Raw genomic sequence first — 26,106 nt, 5'->3', positions numbered from 1 at the left:
CTTCTCCATGAGTCTACGATACGTCCAACCTTCTTCAATATGGAGTCGTATGGCCTCTACCTTGGTTTCAAACGTATCCTTGTTAAACTTTGTCCCCTTTTTCGCCGGCATAAAAAATGCAACCCTTAGATTTCATCGGATAAACCAGAGGTTTATTCCAATGTCTATTCTAAGGGGTGCACTTCAAGTTAGGGTTTTGTTTATTTATTTTTACGATATTGGTTAATATCGCTTTTAGGTTAGCAACAGACCCGGGATCAAAGACTTTTTTATCAACTTTTAGTGCAACCTTTTTAGTCTTCACCTTACTTTGGGGGGTAATGGGATTACTGAATTAATTTCATTAATCCACAATAAAAATAGGATAAAAACCGACTATAAAAATGAGCAAATTGGCAGAGAACAATATCGTAGGGGAATAATAGCTTTTAGAGTATGTATCTTTGTAAATGTAGTTATCTTGTTGCTGTTACATTTTAACTTTGGTATGTTATCAGTAATTGGGACATGTTAAATATATATATAAATTCACAAAAGCTCTCGTCGGAATGCAGTAATCATTAAGCTATCTTAAAACGATAGTTAAACCAACATAGAGATCCTTGTTACATCAATACTGGCTTAATCAACGACATATGGAGGTTAATTAGGCAATGGATAACTGGAATGATGGTAATACTCAGGAACAGAATGAGATTTATATTGACCAACTGATTGGCGAGATTGATCATATTCTACATAAAATAATTAACGAGCTAGGAAAGCTAGGTATAGCATACGGTATCATTAAGGAATTTAGTTATGCTCCTGAGGAGCCACCGACCTGGACTATTAGTATTGAGGACTCTAAAACCGTACTCACCTTGGACATCTTATTTCAATATATGAGCCAGCATAGAAACATCAGGGATGCGTTGACTCATTTTATGCATGATCACTTTCCGACTTTACTTAACCAGAGTATAAACGGCGAAGGCTTTTCAACAAACGGGACATGATTGTTGAATACCATACATTGTTGAGCAGGCGCTATAAGTCTGCTCAACAATGTATGGTATTAGGCGCTAATTTGACTATTTTTAAAATTGAGTTGTTTATCATTTTAAAGCATTATAAGATGATTTCAGACATCGATGTACTTTAAAAAGAAAGAGAAGAAGATATGAAGGCTGAAATTGAAAAAATACCGTCTTGTAGAATTGCATACATGAGACAGATTGGTCCTTATGGAATTGCAAATTCACAACTAATGGAGAAATTTAAATTCTGGGTTGAATCTAATGAATTATTTAATAATACGTCTATTATCCTCGGTATTGCTCAAGATAATCCTACATTTGTAAAACCGGAAAATTGTCGCTACGATGCGTGTTTGATTGTTCCAAATGATTACTGTGTTGATGCTTATGAAGTAATCCTGAGCAACATTAGTGGAGGAAGATACGCTGTTTTTAAGATAAATCATACAGCAGAAGCTGTTCAAAAAGCTTGGGCTGAAATATTCCTGGAGTTGGAAAATCAAAGGTTCAGCTTAGATGAAACCAGACCTATCTTAGAGCGATATACAGTTGAACTTATTAATAATCATTATTGCGAAATTTGCGTTCCTATTCAATAGACGTATTGAGAGATATAAGTTGTTTCTATTAATGAAGGTAGTCTAATACTATTCTCTGTTATAAAAGTAAAAGCCCTCCGTTTAAGAGGGCTTTTGTTTATATCAATGTATCATTATCATCTTTGCTGTGAAGGAATTATCTCGTAAGTTGCAGTATTATTCATATCTGAGTTTGCTTTTCTGGTTCCTCTTCTAATGCTGGATGTTTTAGTTCAAGATATTTAGTATAATTTGTTGTCGTTAACAACTCCTTTATCTATGAATCAAGTATCTCCAAGAAACTGTATCCTTCCTCGATCAATCTAAAGTCTCTAAGATTAAAATCGATGATGTATATTTAGCTATATTAGTTTCAGCTTCTTGTATATTTTTCTTTGTTTCTTCAACATTTTTTTCTCTGATTTCCGCAAACTTATCTGAAGTAGACTCCGTCTTCTTAGAAGAAATCTCAAGAGACTTCACCATATTTCCCTTGTCACTTTCTGTATCTGTTACAAATCTCTCAAGCTCAGTTTTCCTCTCTTCCAAATTATAAATAGGCCATCCTTGGTATTTACCTGCGACAGTTTTCACTTCAGCATTTGCTTGTTGTGAAGAAGAATTATTCGATGAATCAATTTGAATTGTCTTTCCATCCACTTTTAAGTTCACTCTAAAGAGTCGGTTACAGCTCGCAAAGGCACGTGCACCTTCCCGTCAACGACTATGGCATTTTCGGAAAGTGAATTCCCATTTCCCTTGACTACATATTCCCCAGCGACCTTCTCTCCGACTAAAGATTTGATTGGATCCGCAAATGCACTGCCAGCCGTAGCAACAACCGCACCTCCTGCATAGTACATTGTCCTAATATTCCCATCGGCAGAAGATACAGTAAACATGATGTTGTCGAACTACTAGAACTTCCACCTGCTGGAATATTGACGGTGACTACCGTTCTTCCTTGACTGTATAGTTTTAATTTTCTAGTACCCGGATCAAAAGTAGCATTAATGATTAAGCCGTTAAAAAGATCACCACGAATTTCTCCAATTTCATTTTGTAAACTGGTCACTTTGTTCTGAACGCCTTCAACGGCACCGATCTTTAGTCCGCTTACTGTCGCATTACTGAAATCTATTTCACTTTAAAAATAAACCATATCATCCGTGTATTTGATATATACTCCAGCCATATTCCCTAAATGAAACCCGTTTGAATCTCCGTATAGACTTCCTCTTAGACTTCCATTATCCATAAAGAGTAAGGCTCCACCATCATTATATTGCCCTAAAGAAATAGCTTCTCCATCGCGCGAGTTATAAGCAGTAAGAGCAGTAGAATTTCTTTCAATACGGCGACCTTCTTTCGCTATTCGAAATAAGGTCCTAGTAATGATGCCTCCCTCGATTTCATTACCAATTAATTTACTACCTCGTATTGGATTCCGACGCGGTGAGTTAATTGCTTTAGACGAAGACGATTGCGACTTTGAAAACAACAAATTGAGGATTGACGAGAGCATTTCAAGCACCAAAAATGGCCAGGCGGACATTACAGATACCAAGAATGAAGCATCTAACGATATGTAGATATGCCGCAATGGTATATGGAGGAACTGGTCGCTCATGCTAAAGGCATGAGTAAACTAAGGTTTGAGGCAAAGGCAAATGGGACATGGAAAGGCGGGGATCGTAACTTTGTTTTTCATTCAGGTACAGGGAAACCCTATTACCATACAACGCCGTCCCAGCAGTGGAAAAACTGATGTGAGCGGCACGGCTTCCGTAATGTATCACTTCATGGTCTCCGCCATACAAATGCAACGTATTTGCTTGGCCAGGGAGCATCTATCAAGGAGATTCAACATCAATTGCGACATTCCACATCTCAGGTGTCTTCAGATACCTATGCTCACGTCACCAAGAAGCTTAGTCGTAAAACAAAAGCACACCTCGATGTCTTCGATCCAAAAGTTCGTCCCCAATCCGTCCCCAGGAGCGAAAAAGGCGCTCACTCCCTGTGATCCTGTGATATGGAAGCGAGGATTTCAATCACTAAAAAATAAAAAACCCCTTGATAATCAAGGGGTTCAAAAAAACAATAGTGCCGAGGACCGGGATCGAACCGGTACGGTAGTCACCTACCGCAGGATTTTAAGTCCTGTGCGTCTGCCAATTCCGCCACCCCGGCATAATCTTAGGAACGCTACTCTTTACACTTACTTGTCTTACAAGTATCTGAGAAACACAGAAGTGTTCTCGTCATGTAAATGTCGTTCAATTGGGCACCAACATATAATACGATAATTTCATCGGATTGTAAAGTGTTTTTTAAAAAAAATAATAAAATTTTCTTTTGTATAACTTATGCACATTTGAATTACACTAATAAACGTCTTTCCAAACTACCAGAAGGGGTGTTACGAATGCGTGAAGGTATGATTCCAGCTGTTCTTGGAACGGTAGTATCGGCTTCAGGCGCTGTGTTGCTGAGCAGTAAGTATAAACTTGCAGCTACAGGCATTCTCGGTTTCGGACTGGCTCATGTTGTTCTGGGAGCGATTGATCTGATTGAGCATCGCTAGTTGTTTGGGAAGTGCCGGGCGGGATTTACTCCCCCCCGGTTTTATTTTTATCAACGTTTAGTCTGGAGTACAAACGTTTATGTAAAGTATAGAAGCTGAATTTATCTAATAAAAGGAGCTGTGATGTGCTATGAGAGATAATAACTCTGAAAAGAATCGTACTGACGATCAAATTGAACATAAACAATCCCTGGACAAGCGCGAGCCAGGATTTAATCGCATTCCTGACACTGATGCAGATACACCTGCTGCTACCGATATGATTGATGAAGCCATAGGTCGCGGGATAGACAAGTTACGTAACGATTTCACAAAATAAAGCATGGGTAATAGGACATAGGTTTAAAGTAGCCCTTAATGCATTTGTTTTGATATGTACAGCGATTTCGTAAAATCACTTAAAGATCAGCATGATCCAGCCAATGATCGAGATCCACAGCACGATGCTGATTAAGAGTCCACACATGATACCAAAAGAGAAATTACCTTCATTCTTTGGCATGGTACTGCCAAATTTCAATCTAAGCTTCATTTGATTCCAGTTCATAGAACCCCCTCCTTAAGTTCTATTTCGGAATATGAAGCTTGTTTTTGTAGACCTATAGTCATGTTTTTAAAAATAAAAAAAGGGTTTTTCGTCCTATCATCCTGATCGCGGAAACAGGATTACAGCTATACCGACCAAACAAATCAATCCACCAATGAAATCGTACAAGTCGGGTGTCTTTTTATCAATCCACCAGCCCCATGCAATGGAAAGAACAATAAAGACACCACCATATGCTGCATATACACGCCCAAAGGAGGAAAATACCTGAAAGGTAGCAATAATTCCATACACAGCTAAAATTAATCCGCCGCAAAGTCCGACATACCATGTCTTCCCTTCCCGCAGCCACTGCCAAATCAAATATCCTCCTCCAATTTCAGCGATGCCAGCCAATATAAAAAGTAAAGCTGCCTTTAGCACCATTTCACATCCCTAATTCTTTAAATTTTTTTTGATTTTTTTGGGATATCTCATTAGAGCACTCGACCTAAAATGATAATCAATGCAATCACACCAACCAGAATCAGCAGGTTGCTGACCTGACGCCATAAGCTAGGCACTCCCTCGGAGTGAAGCTTCCGCTGATTGGCATCAAAGTTCGCTTTTGCTCCTTCAGCATCTGCTGATCTAGAGAAGGGTCTGTTTTCTTCATTCATAAGAGTACCTCCTTTTCAATCCACTTTAATCATACCAAACTTTTCCGTCGATTTCGCGTTGCTTTTATGTATATACTTACCACATATTTCTGATTGCATCTTCATATATGTGAAGTGTACCCCCTTATGTCAATATTTCGCTGAATATAAAGTCTGATGTCGAATCAAGGTAGAGTGGGTATTTAGACGTCTTTCATTGCAGGACGGTAGTTATGGTATAATTTAGTCAACTTGTTCAAGATCGTAACCAGTGCTCAATTGTTTACTCAACTTGCAATTAAATTCACATCCAAGAATCCACATTCCGTTTACAACCTGCATATTCTGTTTGTAAACCCAGGAGGAGGATACCGATGTCCCCAATCTTTTTAGCAAGTTTAATGATAATGGGTATATTTTTATTTCAGGCAGCCATCGTTTTCGGCATCATACATTGGATTTCGAAACGCACTCAACGTCCAGCACAAACCAAAATGTATCTCACAATGAGTTTGCTCGTTGTAATTTTAGGCTTCCTTGTATGGGACAACTGGATACACTCACAGGAATTCAATGGATGGGCCATGATTAGTCTGCTGGTGATTATTATTAGTGCCTATATACAGCTTAGAAAGCAAAAAGAAAAATACTAATCCCATTACCATGCATCAAAGGAGGAGCGCCATGAAATCTCACTCAACACGCTTTTGGTTACAGAGGGTGCTACTGCTAATGCTTGTTTTACTCTTCAGCGGCTCTCAGCAATCGTTCATTGTTGCCGATGCCGCCCCGCCAATTAATGTTCAGGCCTCTGCCAAAGCCAAGCAATTACTTGCCTACCTATCTAATGTACCGGATGGTATGCTAATTTCCGGGCAGCATGATTACTTAGAGGCACCGGATGAACAAAATAACAAGCTACAACAAATCAGCGGACAATACGCAGGGCTTCACGGCTATGAGTTTGGAGGATTAGCCAATCAGTCTCTTACGGCCCTACGAGAGCAACGTCAGCATGTTGTGAATAGTGCTATCCAATGGAGTCGGGGCGGCGGAATCGTAGCTGTTACCTTCCATCAGGCGCTACCGGGCAAACCCAAAACGTGGAAAAACGTACAAGCAAAAATTACTCAAGCTGAATTTAATCGTTACATCACGCCAGGTACCCCGCAATATAAACAACTGATCGCCGATCTGGATGAGGTGGCTCTGTCCCTTAAGACCTTACGAGACGCGGATGTACCTGTTTTATGGAGGCCCTATCATGAAATGAACGGCAACTGGTTTTGGTGGGGAGACAAGCAAAATTACGCCAAGTTGTGGAATTTAATGTATGATCGATTTACTCATGTCCATCATCTGGATAACCTGTTGTGGGTGTGGAGTCCCAATGCCCCAAACGCATATAGCACTCCTTATGATCTTTCCTTCCCAGGTATTAACCGGGTAGATATTCTTGCAGCTGATATCTATAACAATGATTACAAATCCTCTTACTACACCGAATTACTAAAGCTTGCGCAGGGCAAGCCTATGGGAATCGGAGAAAGTAATATTCTGCCGAGTGCGAAGGTGCTGCAGAACCAGCCAGCCTGGGCCTATGCCATGACATGGGGTAAGGAACTGTCGGCAACCAATTCACAAGCAGCAATCAGACATTTTATGAACCAAAATAATATCATTACACGAGACCTTCTTCATGAATCTCTGGACTGAAAGAAAAAAGCTTTCACTTCGCTCTAGAAGCAAAGTGAAAGCTTTTTTATACCAAAATCCAAATAAAGTTCTCTAACTATTCCTGATAACCTCTTCTAGATCAATATCGGCATATGCCTCTTCTCCAAGATGTACGGATACAATGGTGTAGATCCGCTTGGACAGTCTAGACATCAGCCGATCACCCGGTGCTACAGAGTATTCTTCCCGATAATCTCCAATTTTGTGAAAACCGCTGGACATATGGATGTACAAGTTGCCCCTACGTGTTTTACCATGCACCAACATCAAATCTCCTCCTGCTGTGTAACCAACCTAATTTCCCTGTTACATGTATATCGGTCAGAACAAGATAGGATATAAGTCCCTGGTATCCTTCTTTCGTTTCACATGTAGTGCACGTACACGAAACGGGTCTGCCAGTGATGTGACAGACCCGTTTTTGCAAACCCATTTTCGTGATTTAGGAAGAAACTATTCTTGATAGGATTCTGCTATTGCATTCGCTGCAATGATTGCATTGTACACGTCAGCAGGACTAACCGGGAACGGCATGTTGACCATTGTATCATTCGATGCACAAGCAGCTTCAGCCACTTGGCGCCATTCAGCCTCAACAAATTCCTCTACACCCAAGTCACGAAGTGTCAATGGAAGGCCTACATCCTTAACCAGTTTAATCACGGTTTCCAGTTCTTCTTTCGGTGCATTTTCCAGCACTAGCTGGGTTAACAAACCGAATGTGACTTTCTCACCATGCTGTGCTTTATGAAGCGAAGGAACAGCCGTCATACCATTATGAATGGCGTGTGCTGCTGCCAATCCACCTGATTCTGCACCAACACCGCTCAGATAAATGGTAGCTTCAATCGTATCCTCCACCGCACGAGTATATACTTTACGATCCACAGCACGTTTGGCCTTCACAGCATTTTCCAGCAACGTATCATAACAAAGACGAGCAAGTCCCAGCCCTGTAGTGGAAGGCTTGTTCAGAACCAGGTTATCCCCGTTGGCCTGATAGCAAGCACGAGCTTCAAAATAAGTGGCCAGTGCATCACCGATTCCAGCTGCAAAGAAACGTGCAGGCGCTGCTGCCAGAATGCCTGTATCCGCCAGTACAACGTCTGGATTAGTAGGCAGGAACAGATATTCATCGAAAGAGCCATCTTTTTTGTATATAACCGCAAGCGCGGTACAAGGAGCATCTGTAGAAGCAATCGTTGGGAAAATAACAACAGGCAGCTTTTCATAATAAGCCGTTGCCTTAGCGGTATCCAATGTTTTTCCCCCGCCAATGCCTATGATAATGTTCGAACCATGTTTACGCACCAATTCGCGGTTACGATCAATCTCTTCTTTTGTACATTCATATTGGAATTTCTCGAAGACCACTTGGTTACCAGCTGCTTCAATTGAAGCGCCTGCCTCCTTTTGGGCCCTTTCAAGTATGAACTCATCGCAGATAACAAAGGCTTTATCGCCATAATCCTTAATATAGTCATTTAACGACGAGAGCAGATTTTGTCCAGAAATAAATTTCTTGGGTGAAGTGATGGATCTTACAACGTTTGCCATGTAAATTCCTCCTCAGCTTTGACTCATACTCAAATTAATAACCATTTGGGCATGTGACCCCTTAACTATAAACCTCTTTTCACATTATTAAAAGGCTTATTATGGAATATTTTATGAACAAATTGTGTATCTATTATACTTGAACAGTCGAGCTCCATTCAGAATACAGGATACCCATCATGATACGATCATAACTGTTGCCATCACGAAGAACAGCGGAACGAACTCTACCCTCAAGCTGGAACCCCGCCTTCTCATAAGTTCGGATCGCTTGTGTATTGTACTCAATCACATCCAAGCCGACCCGATTTAAATTGAGCTCATAAAACGCATACCGAAGAATGAGACCTACAGCTTCTGCCCCAAAGCCCTTGCCACGGTACTCCGTATTACCTATACCTATTGCCAGTTGTCCGCTGCGATTATTCCACTCAATCCCGTGGATAGCAACAAATCCGATCAAGACATCATCTACCAATGTTCTTAATCGAAAATAGACCTCGTTAGATCTGGGAGATCCTTCTGACTCCATCTGTTTCAACGTATAAGGAAGCGCTAAATCTGTATCTACATTTCGCAGATACTTCGCATCCTCACCCCATTTGAACATCACTTCGGCATCTTCTTCCCTGACTGCGGCCAGCTTTATTCGTTCTCCATAAAATAAATTTTCGATTTTAATGACCCTTCAGCTCCTATTATGAAATGTGTGCTATGTTTTCTGTCACAATTGTCATGCTATCCGATGTCCGCAATATAAGCTCTCCCTTATGAATTCAATGTTTAAATTTTACAAAATAATCAAACATAACACAACCAAATCATTACAATTGTCATTGTGTGATACACAAAAAGACCTTGCAACTGCAAGGTCTTCGCATAACTAATATTTAAACAACATAGCAACCAGCTGATACCCAGCTCCAATCGTCCAGAACAGCACATAATCACCACGCCGGATACGACCCGATTCAATACCTTCATAAAGAGCAATGAACGGGCTACTGGTTCCTGTGTAACCATATCGATCACCCACATAAATCATTTGGGCATCCTCTAGCTCCAAGTGATCCTGAATCTTTAATACATTTGCTAACGAGAACTGAGACAGACAATAAGCCCGTACATCCTGAGGCGATAGCCCATTCTTTTTTAAAATGCGTTCAAGCAGATCAAATGTAGGAGGCAAGGCCATATTAGCATCGAACGGAAGCCACTGAATATATTTTCCGGGGGCATTCCTTTGGAGTGTTGCCGCTAATCCCTGAGCCGGGTACAAAATTTTATCTATATTGACTGGGTCCGTAAAATACATAGAATCTATAAATCCGGTGTCTTCTTCTGTACGCTCCAAAATAACCGCACATGCAGCATCTCCATAGTTCGCATAAGTAATCTCATCCTCCGGACCGGAAATGAGTGAATTATAATCCGAACCGATAATAAGCGCTGTCCGCACGTCAGGATTAGATAACATCGACCGACTGGCTTGATCGACAGCGACTGTCATCCCTGCACAATTCGCGTTGGAATCCATCACGGCCACATCATGTCTGGCTCCAATCGCATGGTGAACAAACAAGGCATTCATCGGAAACAGTGACTCAGGAACTTGAGTGGAGAACACGATCATATCCACGTCACAGCCTGTCATACCAGCCTGTTCCAAAGCTTTTTGCGCAGCCGCAATTCCCATGGTTAAACCGTTTTCGTTCGGGTCATCAATGATATAACGCTGTCTTCTGCCCATATGCTCCATGAAGCGTCGAATATCCTTGCCCCGCTCGTCAAAATGGCGAACATAGTATTCGTTATCCAACGAATGGGACGGATGGTACACACCCAGTGCTTTTATTTTGATATGGCTCATCAGGCTTCCCCCTTACACATACGTCAGCGCATTATTGTACAACAATATCTACGTTGTTTAATCCTGCTTCGCGTGCTACTCGACCAAGCTGCATTTTAATAATGGTTTGTTGAAGGCTGATACCAAAGATTACTTTGGCAAATCCGGTTTCTTTATAACGTACAAATGAGCCCTTCAATTTTTCCACTTCTCCCGGACCCAAAAGTGCCATCTGGGTACAATCTACCTTGAGTGTAAAGCTGGACGCCTGAATGGATGAGGTTTTGGCTACATAATCTTTTACAAAGCTATCATACTCCTCCTGGCTAAACACTCCATTCACCGCCATATGTACCGTTTTCATGGCTTGATCTACTTCGATAGTGTAAGGATGTTGACTCATTTTAGAAAGACTCCTTTAATTTCATTTTTTTGTCTATTAAGAGTATCGGAATAATAGGTAGAATTTTTAATATTAAATCAGATAAATCACCACTAAAATATTACAAATTTGCGAATATAAAAAACCGTCACTGCTCCTAAAGAAGCAACTGACGGCTAGAAATTTGCGTATTCTCATGTGAAATTAATTCGTAAACGTATGGCGACCGAGTGAGATGACAGCCGGGCGACTTTTACTCCATTTGGCTGTGGCAATGGCCGGGTTGTAATAAAACAAGGACCCATTGGTCGGATCAGCACCATTAAGTGCCTGTCTGGCTGCGCGGTACGCAGTCTTGTTGGGTTTCAGGCGGTATTGTCCATCCTGTACAGCGGTGAATTGGCCAGGCTGCAAAATAACGTCCGGGATCGAGCTTGGAAACTCGCCGGACTGAACACGGTTTAATACGACAGCGCCGACAGCCACTTGACCTTCAAACGATTCTCCGCGCGCCTCAGAATAAATGATACGAGCCAGTTGATCCAGCGCGGTTACGCGCACCTTACCGAAGGATTTCAGCTTGGCTTGTGTAGCCGCTCCGGCTACTCCATCAGGTGTCAGACCGTTATCCCGTTGAAAACGAGTCACCGCTTTACTGGTCAGAGAACCATAGTACCCAGTAAACCCGGCTTTGAAATAACCGAGCGAATGAAGCTGCTGTTGAAGCTCCAGCACCCGTTCGCTTTGAACCCCTTTCTTCAAAGCTGACGATTGTGCTTGTGCTTGTCCTGGTGCGACTGACAATACAGTACCTAACATACATGCGCAGGACAGGATTAAAATAGATAATTTTTTCATATTCCAGACAACCTCCTCTTTCATGTTCTGTCCGGTGCAACCATTCCGGCCTGTACAACTCAGGGACGTTTATCCGATGATGTTTCTTATGACATAACTTATGCCTAGCTGCAGAAATGACGCGTGGCTACATACGGTATGGGACAATCATGCTTTCACACGTCCGTTGCAGTATACCACAAGCCGCATTTACGTATCATCCGGCTCTGGTCCTAAGACTACCCAAGCAAATAAAACGCCATCCCTAAAGGAATGACGTGTATTAAAAAGCAATGGAGCATGTTCTGGACACACTTGAATACGTGACTTTTTTCGCTATTTTTCGCTTTAACTTACCCGGGATCGAAGCCTGATTTCTATGAATTCAAATCACATTTCCGCGCACACATATATGGGCGTATGCATAGAGTAGCGTACGATCCTCAAATTTCGAATAACAGAAAGGCTGGAAACGACGCGTGAATTCATATATGGATTACACCTCTCCTACTGTACAATTCACCTATGATTTAAGAGACAATGTTTTGTTTCAGAAGGATGCTCAAAATTCGATCAACGAGCTGTCGATCCAGCAGCTGAATACATTGGCAAATGTATCGCTGCTGGATATTCGCCTCAGCACTGCTAATGTTGTGGAGCCTCACTATCATCAAAATGCCACAGAACTGGTCTACTGCATCTCTGGAGCCGTAACCGTGTCACTGATTAACCCCTTTACCCGCGAGTTACGACATTTTCCGATCACACCTGGCCAAGTGGCTAACGTCCCTCAAGGATGGTGGCATTATCTGGTCGCCACGATGGATAACACTCATTTGTTGACGATTTTTGATGCCCCGACCCCTGAATTTATACTGGGATCTGACATTTTGCGCCTAACGCCAAATAACATTATGGCTCATACTTACTGCCTGGATGAGAATAAGGTTCAGGAAGCGCTCGTCCCTATTAAAAAGCCTGTCATCATCGGTCCTCCCAATGACTGCAAGCAGCAGCCCCCCCGAAAACCTGGGATACATGTGAGGCTTGCTGATACTTCACCACACTATCAAGCCGTCCCCCAAAGAGATTACGCCTATACTAACGGATATCCTGGCTTCTCTTTTAATCCCTATCAAGAATAGGCTAACTCTAGTCAGGTCCTAAGTTCGAGGGAATACCTTTTCCCTGTATGTTCGCCGTTACCATAAGACCGTCCCTCTCATAAAATGCCAATGTATAAGAGGGGGTGATGGAATGGATGCTTACTACAACTGTTTGAACTGCATGAATAAAAAGGTGCGTATTCTCACCATGGACGGAAAACAGTACGAAGGAACCATTATGGATGTGGATCGTAATAATGTGTACTTAAAAACAGAACGGAACGGACGTGTACAAACGTCTGCCTTTTACCCTGGCTACGGGTATGGGAATCAAATCTTAACATTGAGCCTGTTCACCCTGCTGGCGATTGCGTTAATTTAATCCCTGACCCATTGTCCGTTCCTGTCTATAGATGCCAATGTACCTCAAATGACAGCTGTCCAGCCCGGCACCATTTGTGTAGGGCTTGTACGCTGTTATGTGAGGTGTTTTATCATTAATTCCATCCTCTAAAACACTTAACCCCCCATCAGTTATATACCGATGGGGGGTTAAGCTACTCATTTTAAATTAAACCCATAAAGACTTCGTAATGATAACGAGCAGAATGAACAGTACCAGAATAGCTCCTGTCGATGTCCAAACTCCTGGGTAGCCTCCTACTGAACCGCCGCCACAACCTCTTTCACATTCACTCATGGTCATTGCCTCCTTCAATTCAAGGTACAACATAGCTTATGTATTGAGCTTTCCTATGGACCGGGCTTTTTGGCAATGTTATGAATGTTTTCGCTGATGGGCATTAGCCTACACCTTTCCTAGGCAGGAGCATAGGATAACACAACTAATCTTGAAGGAGTGAAGCAATTGAATTCAAATCAAATGCTCAATTACAACGTTAATCAACCTTTTCCTCACCATCCTACCTCTCACCACGTCGTGGTGCACCCTGTAGATCCATACGTCGTAGAAACATTAAAATCGGTGATCGGCAAGTACGTTGTACTTGAGACCACTCGTGGCAGAATTGATGGATGCGTAGTTGATTGTAAGCCCGACCATGTCATTTTAGATGTATATGGGAAAAAATTCTTTGTTCGAATCAGCGAAATCGTATGGATCATGCCCAACTAAACAAAACAGACATTAAAAATCCTCGCAGATCCTATTCCGGATTCGCGAGGATTGATCATGATATGATTATGCTAATCGAGCTCTCCTCCAAGTGAAGCCCGGAGTTCATCTATCGTTCCGTTGTATTCATCCAAATCCACTTGGCCTCGAATACCCGGAACACTGCCTGTGCTACTGTACTGCCAAGCCCACCAGTTATTCCAAGCTGGAACCGCGGTCGGCTTTTGCGTAGTGCTGTATCGGGCTACCCACAGTTTATACATAGAAAATGTAGGATCAAACTTGGAAGCAAAGACATTACCCGTGTATACGATCGGCTGACGTCCGGTAAGCCTCTCCATTTCATCCAAAAAGGCATGAGCCACTTCATTAATTTGTGCAGGAGTAAGACCTTTGGGGTTATTTTCATAGTCCATCACAGGGGGCAGATCCAGCCTGCCTCCTGCTGAATCTAGAGCCCTAGCAAAGTTAGCAGCTTCCTGACGAGCTCCATCCGCGGTAGTTGCGTTCAAAAAGTGGTAAGCGCCAACCAAGATGTTAGCCTCTCTGGCACCCTGTACATTTATCAAAAATTGATTATCTTGATATTTTGTGCCCTCTGTAGCTTTAATAAAAGCAAATGTTTTACCTGCCGCTGCCACTTGCTGCCAATCAATATTGCCATTATAGTGTGAGACGTCAATCCCTTGCGCGTGTCCATCGGAAGAAATCACAGGTGCAACAGGTATGGTAGGTAAAACGTTCTCGGTAGTTGATGGCTCCTCCGTTTCCTGATCCAATGCTATAACAACCTTACCATCATCTGCATTGAGTATATGAAAAGGTGTGCTGTTATTAAGATCAACCACAATACGTACCGATGCGGGAGTTGTACTAAACATGGAATATCTTACTTGGGAAACATCTGGATCTTCTGTGACTGGAAAACTTCCTTGTCCACTATTGTCAAATGATTGCGATGCTAGAAATTCCTCAGCAAACTTTGTATCCGGTATGTCTACAACAATACGGTCTGCATGAGTCAACGTAGTTACTTTGGGGGTTACTTTTCCATTAACAGCTATAGTCAATTGGTGATTAGCGAAGCTAATTTGGTTTATAGCCGTGCGCGCACTCTCTTTAGGATTACTTACAGCTGGAGTAGCAGAATGATCATGAGTGGACTCGCTATTCCCGCTTGAAGCAGGTGGAGTCGTCAGGAACACGGTTTTAAGCTCGTTGTTCCAGACCACATCAACCCCTGTCTGTTCGGATACAAAGCGAAGCGGAACATAAGTCGTCCCCTCTCTAAGCAAAGGCGCTACAGCCAATCCCATTTGATGATCATTAACAGAGGCCATGGGATTGTTGACCTGAAGACTGAGGTTAAGATTTTGCTTATGTATAGTTATGGTCCCTGTCTTGGACTCCCAATTCACGCTATAACCCAATTCCTCTACAATGAGACGGAGTGGAACCAGTATATTCCCCTTTACTTCTTGAATCTGAACACCTTTGCCAACACTTATATCTTTACCGTCTAACTGAAGATGTGAACTCGAAGAGGCAGCGTGACTCTCTCTTGGAAATGCTAGTAGAAACAGAAACAAAAAAGCAAATAAACAAATTTTCTTCATTATGTACCCTACCATTCTCTATATTTTCGCTTATGAAATTCTTGCACTCTATGATTCTCAGGACCTCCATTTTGATAGACGCGAATCATATGTAAAAAGTTACGATTGATTCAGTACATATTTCAGTTTTATCATACAAAAGTACTAAAAAACTCTACCAGCTATATAGCAAGCAGAGCTTTTTCCAGTTTTATTAATCTGGTTTACTAGCAATCTTATCACAAACGAATACTTCATGTTCATACTGTTAAAAATGTTAAACCTATAAGAATAATCGAGGTAACAGACAGTACCAGTAAGGGAAGCATTGCTTTCTCTCGCAAAGCCTTAAAGCTCACATTCAGCCCCATACCTACCATAGCCATCGTTAACATAAAGGTGGTAACTTGAGAAATTCCGTTTGTCAGACTAGATGGAACTACAATATATTTTCCAAAAACATAGCTGCCCACAACACTTGTAGCCATAAAGCCGATGAGGAACCAGGGAAACTCCACTTTAGCATCTGTACGAATTTTTCCGGTTCGTTTCATCCAAACCATTAAAACAAAGCTGAGCGGTATGAGCAAGAAAACACGCCCCAGTTTGGCTAATAAGCCCATTGCAAGAGCATCCTGTCCGGCAGGCGCTGCAGCTAAGGCCACATGTGCAATTTCATGTAAACTGACGCCCGACCAGATCCCATATTGCATATCCGTCAAAGGAAGCCAGGGTCGAAGCACGGTAAACAAAATGGCAAATATCGTACCAACCAAGGCAATGAGTCCTACTCCTATGGCTGTATCCTCATCTTTGGATTTTAACAAGGGAGAAACCGCTGCAATCGCTGCTGCACCGCAAACTCCTGTTCCAATACCAAGAAGAAGCGAAAGCGAAGCATCTGCCTTGAAACGTTTTGCCAGCCAAACCGTAAAAAAGATGGAAAATACAACGGTGCCCACATCACGCAAAAGTAAACCCAGTCCATGATGAATGACAACATCCATATTCAGCTTCAGCCCAAATAACACAATCGCTCCGCGTAGTATTTTCTTTGCTGAAAACTCAACCCCTGAGCGCACAGCTTCAGGGTATCCCCACAACTGTCGGTACAGAATAGCGAGAAACATGGCACAAGCCAATGGACCTACATAATGAAAGCCTGGCAATTCGTTCAGACCGTAGCCTGCCAAAGCAAATAACATCGTTAGGATAATGCCAAATATACGCTGGAATAATCGCCCTCTGTTCGAAAATAATTTGGTATGTTGTGTATGACTATTCATGGTGAACCCCTCCAATTCTACATACATCCAGCTTAATATGTTTTTTGTCATAAGAAAAATAAATCATTATAATTATGATAATAAGTAAATAGATATAATAAATTTGGAGGAATGGGCTTTGGACCAATCTTTAATCGTATTTGTTAGGGTCGCAGAGAAACAAAACTTCACACGAGCTGCCGAGGTATTACACATGACCCAACCTGCGGTAAGTCAGTATATTCAAATGCTGGAACGTAGCGTAGGAACCCGTCTCCTGGAGCGTAGTAATAAATATGTGCGCTTAACCAAAGCAGGTGAAATTGTGTATCATCATGCCCAGGAGATTATCCGACTCCATACACGTATGCAGTACTTGGTGGATGAGCTAATGCATACGGCAAAGGGTAACCTGTCTATTGGTGCAAGCTACACGTATGGCGAATATGTGCTGCCGCATGTGATTGCGCAAATGAGAATCCAGTATCCACTCATTCAGCCCTCCATTACCATCGGCAATACATTGGAAATTGAAAAGCTCGTGATCCATAATCAACTGGATGTGGGGATTATCGAAGGAGAATTTCAGCATGACCATCTACACATTGAATCATTTGCTGATGATCGAATGTATATCGTCGTTCCGCAAAATCATCGTTTGGCTGGTAAATCTCAAGTGGATATAAATGAGCTGCATGAGGAGATCTGGATTCTGCGGGAAGAAGGCTCTGGAACCCGGGAGGCGGCTGAAAAGATGTTTGCACAGCTTCGATTTTATCCTTCTCATATGATGAATTTTGGCAGTACACAGATCATCAAAGAGTCTGTAGAAGCAGGCTTGGGGATTTCTTTGCTGTCCCAATGGGTCATTCAGAAGGAACTTGCTTTGGGAACATTAGAAGTATTGGATATTCTCAATCTCCCGTTCATTCGGAAATTTTCTTTTCTGACCCCTTCTGCGGTATTTGAGACGAAAGCATGCACCGCTTTTTTGGAGATTTTGCGAAGTTATAATGTGAAAAGATAACGTGCATAAACAAAAAAGCACCCATAAAGGTGCTTTCAACATTAATCATTATAATATTTTTTATGAGGAAAGATGATCCATACCATGATATAGGAAATGAGAAAAATCAGCGTAGCTTCCTTGGAATTGTTGCATATCATGAGCAGCAATACCTACAAAATTCCCTGTAAAACCACCGGATAAAAAGCTGATATCCTGCATTTCAAAAAGTCGCTTCCAAGCAGGTTTATCTCCGACTCCATAATAAAATTGCCCGTGGGATGCATGGACTTCCACTGCTAAATGTATAGGAAGATCGTCCTGAAGCGTAATCGCTTGGGGAACTAAAGTAAATGTATTGGCTTCACATCGCATCAAGCGCAGTACCTTCCCTTGTCCTTCCTCATAGCTAATATAGGCGTACAAATAATCTTCTTCATTAAGGTACAGTAGTAGCCCCGCCATCTGCAAATAGCTTGTTGGCTGGTACTCCAGTGCTGTTTCTACCCGGAAATGATGATCCGTTTGCCGAATGGCAAGCACGTGATGCTGGAACAGACTTTGTATGGATTCCCCAGCATGGATTCGAAGATAGCCCGGGCGCTGACTTAATGAACACCAGCTCTCGTTCGCTAGGATACGCAATGTGTTCCACGTTTTATCTAATAGGGCTCCCTCGAAAAAATCCTCGAAAATATTACTCTTTTGCTCTTGCTTAACCGAAATTGTCCCTTGAGGTGCAGGCACCTCCAATTGAGGCGTATGGCCCCCCGCGGTTAATCGCAGCCAGCCTTCATCATTCCAGTACACTTGCTGCAAGGCTGTTTCCCGTCCCAAAATGGCATATTTCCCCTCTACCGGGCGTGTGCATAAATGAGCCATGTACCATTCGCCGTCCGGTGTTTGTACAAGACTGCCATGTCCTGCACATTGTAACGGGGAATCCAGTCGATCACGTGATGTAAGCATCGGGTTGTGCGGGTCTACTTCATATGGTCCGGTTATTTGCTTCGAGCGTGCTACGGTAACGGCATGCCCCGTACCCGTTCCGCCTTCCGCTGTAACAAGATAATAATATCCGTTTTGCTTGTAGATATGAGGCGCTTCTGTTTTCTTCAAAGGAGTACAATCAAAGATTTTAACAGGCTCCCCAATGAGCTGTTGTTGCTTGCTATCATACTCCTGCATGACGATACCGGAAGATTTATTGCTTTCCAACATGCGATAATCCCACAATGCGTTCAACAGCCATTTGCGTCCGTCATCATCATGAAATAAAGACGGATCAAATCCGCTACTATTCAGATAAACGGGTTCCGACCACGGTCCTTGGATCGTAGGCGCCGTCATCACAAAATTATGAACATCCTTGAACGGACGTTTGGTGCTTTTCACATCCGTATAGAGCAGATAAAAAAGGTTATCCGCATAACTAAGCTGTGGTGCCCAAATACTGCAATTTTTAGGATTACCTCTTAAGTCAACCTGATCGGTCAAAATATCTGTGCAGTGCTCCCAATGGGCCAAATCTTTGGACTGGTACACCCGTACTCCAGGCAGCCACTCAAACGATGACACCACAATATAGTAAGTATCCAGGGCTCGTGTAATACACGGATCGGGATTAAAGCCTTTTAATATGGGATTTTGGATCATCATGAGACCTCACTTCTCCTTACTTCCAAAATGTGACTTCAGCAAAAACCTGTTCCTTGCTCCATGCTTCTGTTCCCGCCTCAAAACAATCCGCCCACGGAACACGCTGCTTACGTAACGTAGCAACTTCATCGGGTCCGTTATATTCCTGATAACAGACGGTTTTCTCGTTCGCAACATTGTTCCAATTGTCCCAGCCACGTGGGTCAATATGATCGCCCATTTTACAATCGACAAATACGGTTTTGGCATATTCCCGCCACGGACGGCCCAAAAAAACCGGGGTAATATCAGGCTCTGCAGTTAGGTAGCATTGGTTGAATACATAGCCATACGCTTGTCCTTGCGGCGTAGAGGCGGCTGTGACGTAGCTCGTTTGGTTCTCATGATGGCGTAAACTGCGAATTTCGCAATCTTCAAAATAAGCGGTAGCCCCACCAAAAATAAAGTCCACCGTACCCTCTATATAACAATGCTGATAGAGCTGCCGATAGTGTCTATGGTGCTCCTTCAAATGGATTCCACCAAACTGGAGTCGTTCTTTCGGTGCAGGAGGTAGAGGGCCTGTAAATAAAGTATCCTGGTGCCCTTTAAAGGTACAGTTTCTAAAGACCGTTTCATCGCAATGAGCGTATACCGCAACGGCCTGCCCAATGGCTTCTCCCTGTCCTGCCGTGTTGGAAATCGTGAGATTTTCCAAGATCAGATGGCTACCGCCTAAAAATAAAGTGGGTGTCGCAAAGGTCCCTATTTCCTCACCCGCTTCATTCCGCTCCTTGGCATACCGATTCATTCGAATCTCTACCTGCCCGATGCCTATAATATGAAGATACGAACGGTAAATTCGCACCTCTTCCTCATAAATACCTGATAAAATAGTTAACGTTTCCATTTCATTGGAAGCCGACTGCTCCAATACAGCAATTGCCTCCTGAATCGTATGGAAATCACAAAAGGATTCTTTTCCAACTAGCATGATTACCCCGATCCTTTCATTTGATTTACAGGTGCTTGGCTAAAAATGTCTGCCACGCCGTGCGCATTTGCAGCGTCTCCATATGTCCACCGCCTGCAATCACAGGCTGCCAATGCTCTGGGTGACCTGCCTGCTGGTAAGCTTCCAGCAACCCTTTTGCCAAATGCTCGACTCCTTCAATAGGACACATCCGGTCATTTTGACCTGTTATACTCATCCGTGGACGAGGTACGATCCGCTTTTGAATATCAAGGGTGGTAAAATGCTTCAGCAAGCCGGGGACATAGGAATAAAAGCCATGATGGTCCAATCCCCGTTTAGCGATTAGCGTATGGGCATCTACCTGTCCACAAATATCAACCGTAACCTGTATCCGTTCATCTAACGCAGCCATCCACCATGCCATGAGTCCGCCCATCGACATACCGATTGTTGCGATACGGGAAGCATCAATGTCTTCACGCTGGCACATATAATCCACCAAGCGACGGTTATCATACAGCATCATGCCCCACAGCACTTGGCCCTGCCAGAGCATTTCCTTTACCAGCTCGCTTTCGGTTTTGCCCCCACGTTCATTGAAGCCCCACATGTCAATGCAGCATACGCAGTACCCCATGTCTGTCAGGGTTGTAGCAAACGAGGGCTGCTGCAAGTAAGAGCTGCTATGGAGCAGTTCCTTACGTCCATTCGTATAGTTGCCCCCATGCGAATGGTTAAAAACGACCATTGGAAACGGACCGTTCCCTTGCAAGGGTGTAGCTACATAAGCGGGTACAGATTCGATCCCGTTCAAGTCCAGCAGGAGACACTCCAGTCGGTACCCCTCACGCTCTTCTTCATTCAACAGAGTTGCCGTTATAGGGCGATCTGCCGGAAGGTCTCCCAACAATGCTTGTAATTTATCCACGTTGTACCTCCTTTCATGTCCTCCTAATTCATCCTATTTTGTTCAGAAGGTTGTATCGTTACTTGTTCTATCAGCTTTTCGGGCTCAGCTGTATTCTTCGAATGGCAACGATTGATTTCAACGTCTTCCCCATTCTCAATATAAAAGGCAGGACCTTGATGATTTTCAATCGCCACCTGTTGAAAACGAATATCCCTCACGTTACCTAGATAAAAACCACGGTTATTCATATCTTCGATCCCTGTCATCATGGCCGGACGACCGGGAATTGCATTTTTAGCCATAGAAATATCAATATTGGAGAATGTAATTTCAGCAATATATTGTTCTGCTAGTCCGTATAAGAATCCAGCAGCCGCATGAACCTGTCGTGCCGTAATATCGGAAAAATGAATTCGTCTAAAGCACGGGGTTTCATCGGTAATCGGATAGGGATTTTTGTCCCACACATATTTGTCTTTGCCCCGAGGGCCGCAGAAATAATACAGGTTCAGAATAAATGGACAAATGACCTCCTCCATCACAATGTTGCTGACGCGGATATCCTCGATGATTCCGCCACGTCCCCGTCTGGATTTCAGACGTATACCCCGATCTGTTTGCTTGAACACACAATTGCTGATCGTAACATTACGAATATCACCACTCATTTCGCTCCCCAGTACAACTGCGCCATGTCCATGCACCATCGTACAGTTGGTAATCGTAATATTTTCACATGGAATTCGCTCTTGTGTATCTTCGGTCCCTGCTTTGATCGCAATACAATCATCGCCCACATCTATATTGCAGTTGCTAATACGAACATTGGAACAGGATTCAGGATTAATGCCATCCGTATTGGGGGAGTCCGCCGGGTTAAGAATGGACAAATTATCAATCGTAACGTTATAGCAAGCGATGGGGTTCACAGTCCAACTGGGGGAATTTTTTAACATAACATCTTTAATGGTAACCCGCTGACAACGGTCAAAGCTGATTAATTTGGGTCTCGGATACTGTAACTCCTCTGGATGATTTCGGTGCTTTTCCCACCACGGCTGACCATTTCCATCCAGCGTTCCGCTACCTGTAACTGAAATATTCTCAAGATTCTGTCCATAAATGCATGACGCATGCACTTCCCGCTGAACGCCTTCCCATCTGGATTCCACTACAGGGTAATCAGCCAGATCCGTACTGAAGGACAGAATTGCGCCAGGACTTACATGTAGTTCAATGTTATTTTTCAGAAAGATAGCACCTGTCAGATACGTCCCAGACGGAACAACAACGGTTCCTCCTCCAGCATTGCTGGCCGCTTCAATGGCAGCCGCAATCGCTCCCGTAGCCAACGTCGTGCCATCCTGAACTGCTCCATATTCTACAATGTTATACAATTGCATTTCGTTCTCTCCTGTCTTTTTTTTGTGAATACGAAAATGATTTATAGACTGGGCTTGAAAATACACTGGAAAACGGAATAGGCGGAATGGTGCTGGACAAGTGTCAGCGATGGTAAGCACCTTCCGCCTGCGTAGTGGCAATTCATGTACACTCATGCTCAACCTATATCTTTATTTTTTCGTTTTCTTATACGCTTCCTCATACTCAGCAGTAATCCGTGATCCACCGGAGTTTTTCCAGTTTTCTACGGCTGCTTTAAATCCGGCTTCGTCAAGCTCACCCATAATAAATTTGAAGGAGGCGTCGGTAATGATTTTCTCCAGCTCTGTTCCTTGCTCATTAGCGGTGACTGAATCCAGTGGCACGGTCGGGTCCAGAACAGCAAATTCATTATTTTCTCGGACTAATTCATTAGCCAGTTCCTTTTCTGGATTGGCATCTTTTAAGTTATAAGTCACTTCACTTGGTCTGGAGCTTGAAAATGGCTGAACATCTGCTTGCCACAAATCTGTATTCGTAATTTTGAAGGCTCCATCTTTTTCGATTTTATAATGAGTGCCTTCAATACCACCGGTCATATACATATATACATCTTTGTCAATTAAATCATCTACAAATTGCAGCAGTCTCTTCAACTCAGCTTCTGTTTTTACTTCGGATTTCGGAAATGCCAGCAAACCTCCTACCCCGCTTCCCTCAGACCATACGTGGTATTTGCCATCTCCATTCGAAATCTTGTTAACTGGTACCAGCTTCAGCCCCTTTTGCAGGCCTTGGGACAAGGTTCTGAGGTTAGAGATATCGATCATGCCTGTATAAATACCTGCTTTACCTTGTGCAAATTGTTGCTGCTGGTCCGTTTTAGCGGTTACAGCAAAGTCTTTAGAGAGATATCCGTTTTTGTATAACTTATTCGAATACTTTAAGGTCTCCAAATATTGGGGAGTATCAAATTCCGGCGTAAACTTTCCGCTTTCATCTACTTTCCAGCCATTAGGTGTGCCAAAGTAGGAACTTAAAGTTTTGAAGCTGCTGTAGCGTAGATCCGATCTGTCAACAAATCCAGTCGTATCCTTTTTTCCATTCCCATCCGGATCATCTTCTGTAAACGCTCTCGCAACTTCATACAACTCATCCAGTGTCGTCGGCACCTTCAATCCTAAGCGATCCAGCCAATCCTGACGAATGACCAGACCTGCCCGAGCCAGATTCTTCTGGAACGGAACGCCATACAGTACCCCTTCAATGGATGCGGCTTCTCGCACTTCAGGCGGGATCTTCTTCAAATTTTCATAATCATCCAAATACTTTCCTACATCCCAGAATAGTCCTGATTTCAATGAACTACGCACTGAAGAGTTAGTCATCATCGTCAGCGTCACCATATCAGCCAGTTCACCAGAAGCCAGTGCGGTGGTAATTCTCTCTTCTTTGGAAGCATCCGGCACCCAGTTGAACGTGATTTTAGAATTGGTGTATTCTTCAATTTTGCTTTTGATCGTTTCTGTAGGCGGAGAAGCTGTATGCAATACGTTTAACCAGGTAAATTCCAGTTTGGATTTCGGATCATAGGTTTGGCCGCTTTGATCCTCTCCCCCCTTATCACCACAAGCTGCTAAAAAAACACTCATGACCATTAGTACAGCAAGAAGGCCTGATACTCCCTTTTTCGTCGTGATTCCCTTTTTCATCGTGTTTGCTCCTTTTCTGTTTGTATATTCATGCCATATCTTCCTCTTTCACCAGAACCTCTCGCTCTATTTTGCTGAATACCTGATGCGTCATCCACATCACGAGATAGCCCATAATACTTGCTCCGGCAAAAGTTAGAATTCCTGGGTACAAGCCTAGAATCAATGCAAATAGCACGACAATGGCTACAAAAAGAACAAGCGTGTATTGTAAATACGAAAATCCAATCACGATCGACATCTTGACCTTCAGTCTGATGCCTCTCCAATCATAGTGAGCCAGCAGCGGGAAAATATAGGCCAAAGAGATAAGATACAAAAAGGCTCCAATAAGCGTCACCACACGAACATACCAGGACGAGACGTTGACGATATCCACGTAGAGCACGTAACCCACAAGGCTGTAAAGCCCCCCAATGATTGCTGCTTCTTTAAAGCTTTCTCTAAAGTAACGTACAAACGTCGGGAAAATAGCGACTTCCTCATTGCCCCGAATCCACTGTCTTAAAATACTAAGCATAGCAACGGTTGCAGGCCCAACGCCTATAAAACCCAAGCCCAGAATCGTCGCAACCGTCCAAAGCAAATTAAGGTAGACCAGGCGTAGCAGGCGCATGCACCATTTGTTCATGTTTTCTACAAACCGCACCATTTTGCATCCTTCCCGTCGTCATTAGTAAACGCCGTCTTCACCAAATTTCTTGGCCAGTCGATTGGAGCCCATAATCAGGATTAAACCTACCACACCTTTAAAAAGCCCTACCGTTGTACTAAAACTTAATTGTCCATTCTTTAAGCCCGCAGTATAAATGTAAGTGTCAAAGATTTCGGCAACTTCGCGGTTTAAGGAGTTCAATAGCAGATACATATGCTCAAAGCCCAAATCCAACGTGCTACCGATCTTCAAAATTAACAATGTAATAATGACTGGGCGGATCGCAGGCAAGGTAACGTGCCATGTCTTTCTCAGGCGTCCAGCTCCGTCCATCTCTGCTGCCTCATACAATTGCGTATCTACCACTGTAATCGCAGATAGATAAATGATGGTAGACCAGCCCAGTTCCTTCCAAATCACTTGCCCGATGTAGACTGTTCGCAGCCATTGCGGAGAAGTTAAGAAACTGATCTTCTCACCACCTAGCGCGGCAATCATTTCATTCAGCACCCCACCGTCTACGGTTAGGAATACATAAGAAATCGAAACAATGATAACCCATGACATAAAGTGCGGGATGTAGATAATGGTTTGGATAATGTTCTTAAAGAACATCTTCCTGACTTCGTTCAACATAAGCGCCAAAATGATGGGCAATGGAAAAAAGATTACAATGTTCAATGCAAACAAAACCAGCGTATTGCGAAGCAGCATAAAAAACGTAGGCTCGGTAAACAAACGAATAAAATGCTTCATGCCTACCCATGGACTGCCTGTGATTCCCTGAAAAGCTTGATAATCCTGAAATGCAATCACCAATCCCCCCATAGGAAAGTACTTAAAAATAATGAAGTATACCAGTCCGGGTAAAACCATTAGATAGAGCAGCTTGTGTTTCTGCATTCGTAAAAGGCTTTCCGTCGTTCTTTTGTTCTTTTTCATTTTCATGTTTGGTGCGGGGACACTTGAAACTTTCATTAGTTCGACCTCCTTC

At 43.0% G+C, this 26,106-nt stretch carries 32 protein-coding genes, 1 tRNA gene and 1 pseudogene; 11 read left to right on the top strand and 23 right to left on the bottom strand.

Annotated elements, in window-relative coordinates:
- Window positions 1-653 precede the first annotated feature (653 nt).
- Both G9G53_RS16740 and G9G53_RS16735 read left to right on the top strand, forming a co-directional pair.
- Entirely contained in the window at window positions 654-998 is a 345-nt protein-coding gene (locus G9G53_RS16740; RefSeq protein WP_165149147.1) for a hypothetical protein, read from the top strand.
- Window positions 999-1,162: 164 nt separating this feature from the next.
- Window positions 1,163-1,618 (top strand): AraC family transcriptional regulator, encoded by a 456-nt coding sequence (locus G9G53_RS16735; protein ID WP_165149145.1) that lies wholly within the window; start codon window positions 1,163-1,165, stop codon window positions 1,616-1,618.
- 297 nt (window positions 1,619-1,915) lie between these two features.
- Here G9G53_RS16735 and G9G53_RS26530 read toward each other — a convergent pair whose 3' ends face one another.
- The 3 genes from G9G53_RS26530 to G9G53_RS16725 form a co-directional block, all read right to left on the bottom strand.
- Window positions 1,916-2,257, bottom strand: coding sequence for a hypothetical protein (locus G9G53_RS26530; RefSeq protein ID WP_238437940.1), 342 nt, complete (start codon window positions 2,255-2,257; stop codon window positions 1,916-1,918).
- 8 nt (window positions 2,258-2,265) lie between these two features.
- Complete coding sequence (locus G9G53_RS26525) at window positions 2,266-2,460, bottom strand: hypothetical protein (RefSeq protein WP_238437939.1); 195 nt, start codon at window positions 2,458-2,460, stop codon at window positions 2,266-2,268.
- A 284-nt stretch (window positions 2,461-2,744) separates the two neighbouring features.
- Entirely contained in the window at window positions 2,745-3,164 is a 420-nt protein-coding gene (locus G9G53_RS16725; protein WP_165148885.1) for a hypothetical protein, read from the bottom strand.
- Window positions 3,165-3,398: 234 nt separating this feature from the next.
- Between G9G53_RS16725 and G9G53_RS26920 the strand changes: the two are divergent.
- A pseudogene (locus G9G53_RS26920) lies at window positions 3,399-3,623 on the top strand (hypothetical protein); the annotation flags it as partial.
- 81 nt (window positions 3,624-3,704) lie between these two features.
- On the opposite strand, the gene G9G53_RS16715 reads toward G9G53_RS26920, so the two are convergent.
- Window positions 3,705-3,790, bottom strand: a tRNA-Leu gene (locus G9G53_RS16715).
- A 235-nt stretch (window positions 3,791-4,025) separates the two neighbouring features.
- Here G9G53_RS16715 and G9G53_RS16710 point away from each other — a divergent pair.
- Together G9G53_RS16710 and G9G53_RS16705 are read left to right on the top strand one after the other, a co-directional pair.
- Window positions 4,026-4,184, top strand: a complete 159-nt coding sequence (locus G9G53_RS16710; RefSeq protein ID WP_013311032.1) for a hypothetical protein — start codon at window positions 4,026-4,028, stop codon at window positions 4,182-4,184.
- Window positions 4,185-4,314: 130 nt separating this feature from the next.
- A complete protein-coding gene (locus G9G53_RS16705; protein WP_023989396.1) occupies window positions 4,315-4,503 on the top strand; it encodes a hypothetical protein in 189 nt (62 codons plus the stop codon).
- Window positions 4,504-4,578: 75 nt separating this feature from the next.
- On the opposite strand, the gene G9G53_RS16700 is transcribed toward G9G53_RS16705, so the two are convergent.
- The 3 genes from G9G53_RS16700 to G9G53_RS16690 all read right to left on the bottom strand — a co-directional run bounded on the left by G9G53_RS16700 (window position 4,579) and on the right by G9G53_RS16690 (window position 5,390).
- The gene (locus tag G9G53_RS16700) at window positions 4,579-4,731 is read right to left on the bottom strand and encodes a hypothetical protein (RefSeq protein WP_165149143.1); all 153 of its coding nucleotides are present in this window, start codon (window positions 4,729-4,731) and stop codon (window positions 4,579-4,581) included.
- 96 nt (window positions 4,732-4,827) lie between these two features.
- The gene (locus tag G9G53_RS16695) at window positions 4,828-5,154 is read right to left on the bottom strand and encodes a YnfA family protein (protein WP_029517707.1); all 327 of its coding nucleotides are present in this window, start codon (window positions 5,152-5,154) and stop codon (window positions 4,828-4,830) included.
- 53 nt (window positions 5,155-5,207) lie between these two features.
- Window positions 5,208-5,390 (bottom strand): hypothetical protein, encoded by a 183-nt coding sequence (locus G9G53_RS16690; RefSeq protein ID WP_029517708.1) that lies wholly within the window; start codon window positions 5,388-5,390, stop codon window positions 5,208-5,210.
- Between the two features lie 353 nt (window positions 5,391-5,743).
- On the opposite strand from G9G53_RS16690, the gene G9G53_RS16685 reads away from it, so the two are divergent.
- A complete protein-coding gene (locus G9G53_RS16685; RefSeq protein ID WP_029517709.1) occupies window positions 5,744-6,022 on the top strand; it encodes a hypothetical protein in 279 nt (92 codons plus the stop codon).
- Window positions 6,023-6,053: 31 nt separating this feature from the next.
- Window positions 6,054-7,085 carry a glycosyl hydrolase gene (locus G9G53_RS16680; RefSeq protein WP_029517710.1) on the top strand — a complete coding sequence of 344 codons (1,032 nt, stop codon included), beginning with the start codon at window positions 6,054-6,056 and terminating at the stop codon, window positions 7,083-7,085.
- Window positions 7,086-7,157: 72 nt separating this feature from the next.
- Here G9G53_RS16680 and G9G53_RS16675 read toward each other — a convergent pair whose 3' ends face one another.
- From G9G53_RS16675 to G9G53_RS16650, 6 genes are all read right to left on the bottom strand, one after another.
- Complete coding sequence (locus G9G53_RS16675; RefSeq protein WP_013311038.1) at window positions 7,158-7,373, bottom strand: hypothetical protein; 216 nt, start codon at window positions 7,371-7,373, stop codon at window positions 7,158-7,160.
- 186 nt (window positions 7,374-7,559) lie between these two features.
- Window positions 7,560-8,663: a glycerol dehydrogenase gene (locus G9G53_RS16670; RefSeq protein ID WP_029517711.1), complete on the bottom strand. Its 1,104-nt coding sequence runs from the start codon at window positions 8,661-8,663 to the stop codon at window positions 7,560-7,562.
- Between the two features lie 133 nt (window positions 8,664-8,796).
- Complete coding sequence (locus tag G9G53_RS16665) at window positions 8,797-9,345, bottom strand: GNAT family N-acetyltransferase (protein WP_165149155.1); 549 nt, start codon at window positions 9,343-9,345, stop codon at window positions 8,797-8,799.
- Between the two features lie 201 nt (window positions 9,346-9,546).
- A complete protein-coding gene (locus G9G53_RS16660; protein WP_165149141.1) occupies window positions 9,547-10,533 on the bottom strand; it encodes a ketoacyl-ACP synthase III in 987 nt (328 codons plus the stop codon).
- Window positions 10,534-10,564: 31 nt separating this feature from the next.
- Window positions 10,565-10,915 carry a hypothetical protein gene (locus G9G53_RS16655; RefSeq protein WP_029517714.1) on the bottom strand — a complete coding sequence of 117 codons (351 nt, stop codon included), beginning with the start codon at window positions 10,913-10,915 and terminating at the stop codon, window positions 10,565-10,567.
- A 183-nt stretch (window positions 10,916-11,098) separates the two neighbouring features.
- Entirely contained in the window at window positions 11,099-11,752 is a 654-nt protein-coding gene (locus tag G9G53_RS16650) for a cell wall hydrolase (RefSeq protein ID WP_039272217.1), read from the bottom strand.
- A gap of 458 nt (window positions 11,753-12,210) precedes the next feature.
- Between G9G53_RS16650 and G9G53_RS16645 the strand changes: the two genes are divergently transcribed.
- Window positions 12,211-12,876: a cupin domain-containing protein gene (locus tag G9G53_RS16645; RefSeq protein ID WP_165149139.1), complete on the top strand. Its 666-nt coding sequence runs from the start codon at window positions 12,211-12,213 to the stop codon at window positions 12,874-12,876.
- A gap of 112 nt (window positions 12,877-12,988) precedes the next feature.
- Window positions 12,989-13,219 (top strand): hypothetical protein, encoded by a 231-nt coding sequence (locus tag G9G53_RS16640; RefSeq protein ID WP_029517718.1) that lies wholly within the window; start codon window positions 12,989-12,991, stop codon window positions 13,217-13,219.
- Between the two features lie 189 nt (window positions 13,220-13,408).
- Here the strand turns inward: G9G53_RS16640 and G9G53_RS26730 are convergent, their stop codons facing one another.
- On the bottom strand, window positions 13,409-13,537 hold the full coding sequence (locus G9G53_RS26730) for a hypothetical protein (protein ID WP_013371969.1): 129 nt from the start codon (window positions 13,535-13,537) through the stop codon (window positions 13,409-13,411).
- A 168-nt stretch (window positions 13,538-13,705) separates the two neighbouring features.
- On the opposite strand from G9G53_RS26730, the gene G9G53_RS16635 reads away from it, so the two are divergent.
- A complete protein-coding gene (locus G9G53_RS16635) occupies window positions 13,706-13,972 on the top strand; it encodes a DUF2642 domain-containing protein (RefSeq protein WP_025719729.1) in 267 nt (88 codons plus the stop codon).
- Window positions 13,973-14,043: 71 nt separating this feature from the next.
- Here the strand turns inward: G9G53_RS16635 and G9G53_RS16630 are convergent, their stop codons facing one another.
- Entirely contained in the window at window positions 14,044-15,588 is a 1,545-nt protein-coding gene (locus tag G9G53_RS16630) for a GH25 family lysozyme (RefSeq protein ID WP_029517719.1), read from the bottom strand.
- 239 nt (window positions 15,589-15,827) lie between these two features.
- Window positions 15,828-16,853, bottom strand: a complete 1,026-nt coding sequence (locus G9G53_RS16625; protein WP_069010298.1) for a YeiH family protein — start codon at window positions 16,851-16,853, stop codon at window positions 15,828-15,830.
- A 118-nt stretch (window positions 16,854-16,971) separates the two neighbouring features.
- Here G9G53_RS16625 and G9G53_RS16620 point away from each other — a divergent pair, with 118 nt between their 5' ends.
- On the top strand, window positions 16,972-17,859 hold the full coding sequence (locus tag G9G53_RS16620) for a LysR family transcriptional regulator (RefSeq protein WP_165149137.1): 888 nt from the start codon (window positions 16,972-16,974) through the stop codon (window positions 17,857-17,859).
- 60 nt (window positions 17,860-17,919) lie between these two features.
- Here the strand turns inward: G9G53_RS16620 and G9G53_RS16615 are convergent, their stop codons facing one another.
- From G9G53_RS16615 to G9G53_RS16585, 7 genes are all read right to left on the bottom strand, one after another.
- A complete protein-coding gene (locus G9G53_RS16615; RefSeq protein WP_165149135.1) occupies window positions 17,920-19,497 on the bottom strand; it encodes a glycoside hydrolase family 43 protein in 1,578 nt (525 codons plus the stop codon).
- A gap of 16 nt (window positions 19,498-19,513) precedes the next feature.
- A complete protein-coding gene (locus tag G9G53_RS16610; protein WP_029517723.1) occupies window positions 19,514-20,470 on the bottom strand; it encodes a pectinesterase family protein in 957 nt (318 codons plus the stop codon).
- Window positions 20,471-20,495: 25 nt separating this feature from the next.
- Window positions 20,496-21,380 carry a dienelactone hydrolase family protein gene (locus tag G9G53_RS16605; RefSeq protein ID WP_029517724.1) on the bottom strand — a complete coding sequence of 295 codons (885 nt, stop codon included), beginning with the start codon at window positions 21,378-21,380 and terminating at the stop codon, window positions 20,496-20,498.
- Between the two features lie 23 nt (window positions 21,381-21,403).
- The gene (locus G9G53_RS16600) at window positions 21,404-22,765 is read right to left on the bottom strand and encodes a glycoside hydrolase family 28 protein (RefSeq protein WP_165149133.1); all 1,362 of its coding nucleotides are present in this window, start codon (window positions 22,763-22,765) and stop codon (window positions 21,404-21,406) included.
- A gap of 171 nt (window positions 22,766-22,936) precedes the next feature.
- The gene (locus G9G53_RS16595) at window positions 22,937-24,457 is read right to left on the bottom strand and encodes an extracellular solute-binding protein (RefSeq protein WP_029517726.1); all 1,521 of its coding nucleotides are present in this window, start codon (window positions 24,455-24,457) and stop codon (window positions 22,937-22,939) included.
- Window positions 24,458-24,485: 28 nt separating this feature from the next.
- The gene (locus G9G53_RS16590; protein ID WP_165149131.1) at window positions 24,486-25,109 is read right to left on the bottom strand and encodes a YesL family protein; all 624 of its coding nucleotides are present in this window, start codon (window positions 25,107-25,109) and stop codon (window positions 24,486-24,488) included.
- 21 nt (window positions 25,110-25,130) lie between these two features.
- A complete protein-coding gene (locus tag G9G53_RS16585; protein ID WP_023989418.1) occupies window positions 25,131-26,090 on the bottom strand; it encodes an ABC transporter permease in 960 nt (319 codons plus the stop codon).
- Window positions 26,091-26,106: the final 16 nt, after the last annotated feature.

Origin of the sequence: Paenibacillus sp. EKM206P, assembly GCF_011066155.1 — a bacterium.
In the GTDB taxonomy this organism is placed as follows: Bacteria; Bacillota; Bacilli; order Paenibacillales; family Paenibacillaceae; genus Paenibacillus; species Paenibacillus polymyxa_D.
The sequence above is the reverse complement of the archived record's forward strand: the minus strand, read 5'-3'. Positions and strand labels throughout refer to the sequence as shown.

Bases quoted from the DNA above. Each gene is read 5' to 3' on its own strand.
- G9G53_RS16630 (WP_029517719.1), bottom strand. From the start codon at position 15,588: ATGAAGAAAATTTGTTTATTTGCTTTTTTGTTTCTGTTTCTACTAGCA.
- G9G53_RS16650 (WP_039272217.1), bottom strand. From the start codon at position 11,752: ATGAAAAAATTATCTATTTTAATCCTGTCCTGCGCATGTATGTTAGGT.
- G9G53_RS16675 (WP_013311038.1), bottom strand. From the start codon at position 7,373: ATGTTGGTGCATGGTAAAACACGTAGGGGCAACTTGTACATCCATATG.
- G9G53_RS16625 (WP_069010298.1), bottom strand. From the start codon at position 16,853: ATGAATAGTCATACACAACATACCAAATTATTTTCGAACAGAGGGCGA.
- G9G53_RS16680 (WP_029517710.1), top strand. From the start codon at position 6,054: ATGAAATCTCACTCAACACGCTTTTGGTTACAGAGGGTGCTACTGCTA.
- G9G53_RS16690 (WP_029517708.1), bottom strand. From the start codon at position 5,390: ATGAATGAAGAAAACAGACCCTTCTCTAGATCAGCAGATGCTGAAGGA.
- G9G53_RS16590 (WP_165149131.1), bottom strand. From the start codon at position 25,109: ATGGTGCGGTTTGTAGAAAACATGAACAAATGGTGCATGCGCCTGCTA.
- G9G53_RS16700 (WP_165149143.1), bottom strand. From the start codon at position 4,731: ATGAACTGGAATCAAATGAAGCTTAGATTGAAATTTGGCAGTACCATG.
- G9G53_RS16640 (WP_029517718.1), top strand. From the start codon at position 12,989: ATGGATGCTTACTACAACTGTTTGAACTGCATGAATAAAAAGGTGCGT.
- G9G53_RS16705 (WP_023989396.1), top strand. From the start codon at position 4,315: ATGAGAGATAATAACTCTGAAAAGAATCGTACTGACGATCAAATTGAA.
- G9G53_RS16710 (WP_013311032.1), top strand. From the start codon at position 4,026: ATGCGTGAAGGTATGATTCCAGCTGTTCTTGGAACGGTAGTATCGGCT.
- G9G53_RS16600 (WP_165149133.1), bottom strand. From the start codon at position 22,765: ATGCAATTGTATAACATTGTAGAATATGGAGCAGTTCAGGATGGCACG.
- G9G53_RS26525 (WP_238437939.1), bottom strand. From the start codon at position 2,460: ATGTACTATGCAGGAGGTGCGGTTGTTGCTACGGCTGGCAGTGCATTT.
- G9G53_RS16595 (WP_029517726.1), bottom strand. From the start codon at position 24,457: ATGAAAAAGGGAATCACGACGAAAAAGGGAGTATCAGGCCTTCTTGCT.
- G9G53_RS26730 (WP_013371969.1), bottom strand. From the start codon at position 13,537: ATGAGTGAATGTGAAAGAGGTTGTGGCGGCGGTTCAGTAGGAGGCTAC.
- G9G53_RS16660 (WP_165149141.1), bottom strand. From the start codon at position 10,533: ATGAGCCATATCAAAATAAAAGCACTGGGTGTGTACCATCCGTCCCAT.
- G9G53_RS16670 (WP_029517711.1), bottom strand. From the start codon at position 8,663: ATGGCAAACGTTGTAAGATCCATCACTTCACCCAAGAAATTTATTTCT.
- G9G53_RS16615 (WP_165149135.1), bottom strand. From the start codon at position 19,497: ATGATGATCCAAAATCCCATATTAAAAGGCTTTAATCCCGATCCGTGT.
- G9G53_RS16685 (WP_029517709.1), top strand. From the start codon at position 5,744: ATGTCCCCAATCTTTTTAGCAAGTTTAATGATAATGGGTATATTTTTA.
- G9G53_RS16585 (WP_023989418.1), bottom strand. From the start codon at position 26,090: ATGAAAGTTTCAAGTGTCCCCGCACCAAACATGAAAATGAAAAAGAAC.
- G9G53_RS16655 (WP_029517714.1), bottom strand. From the start codon at position 10,915: ATGAGTCAACATCCTTACACTATCGAAGTAGATCAAGCCATGAAAACG.
- G9G53_RS16740 (WP_165149147.1), top strand. From the start codon at position 654: ATGGATAACTGGAATGATGGTAATACTCAGGAACAGAATGAGATTTAT.
- G9G53_RS16735 (WP_165149145.1), top strand. From the start codon at position 1,163: ATGAAGGCTGAAATTGAAAAAATACCGTCTTGTAGAATTGCATACATG.
- G9G53_RS16610 (WP_029517723.1), bottom strand. From the start codon at position 20,470: ATGCTAGTTGGAAAAGAATCCTTTTGTGATTTCCATACGATTCAGGAG.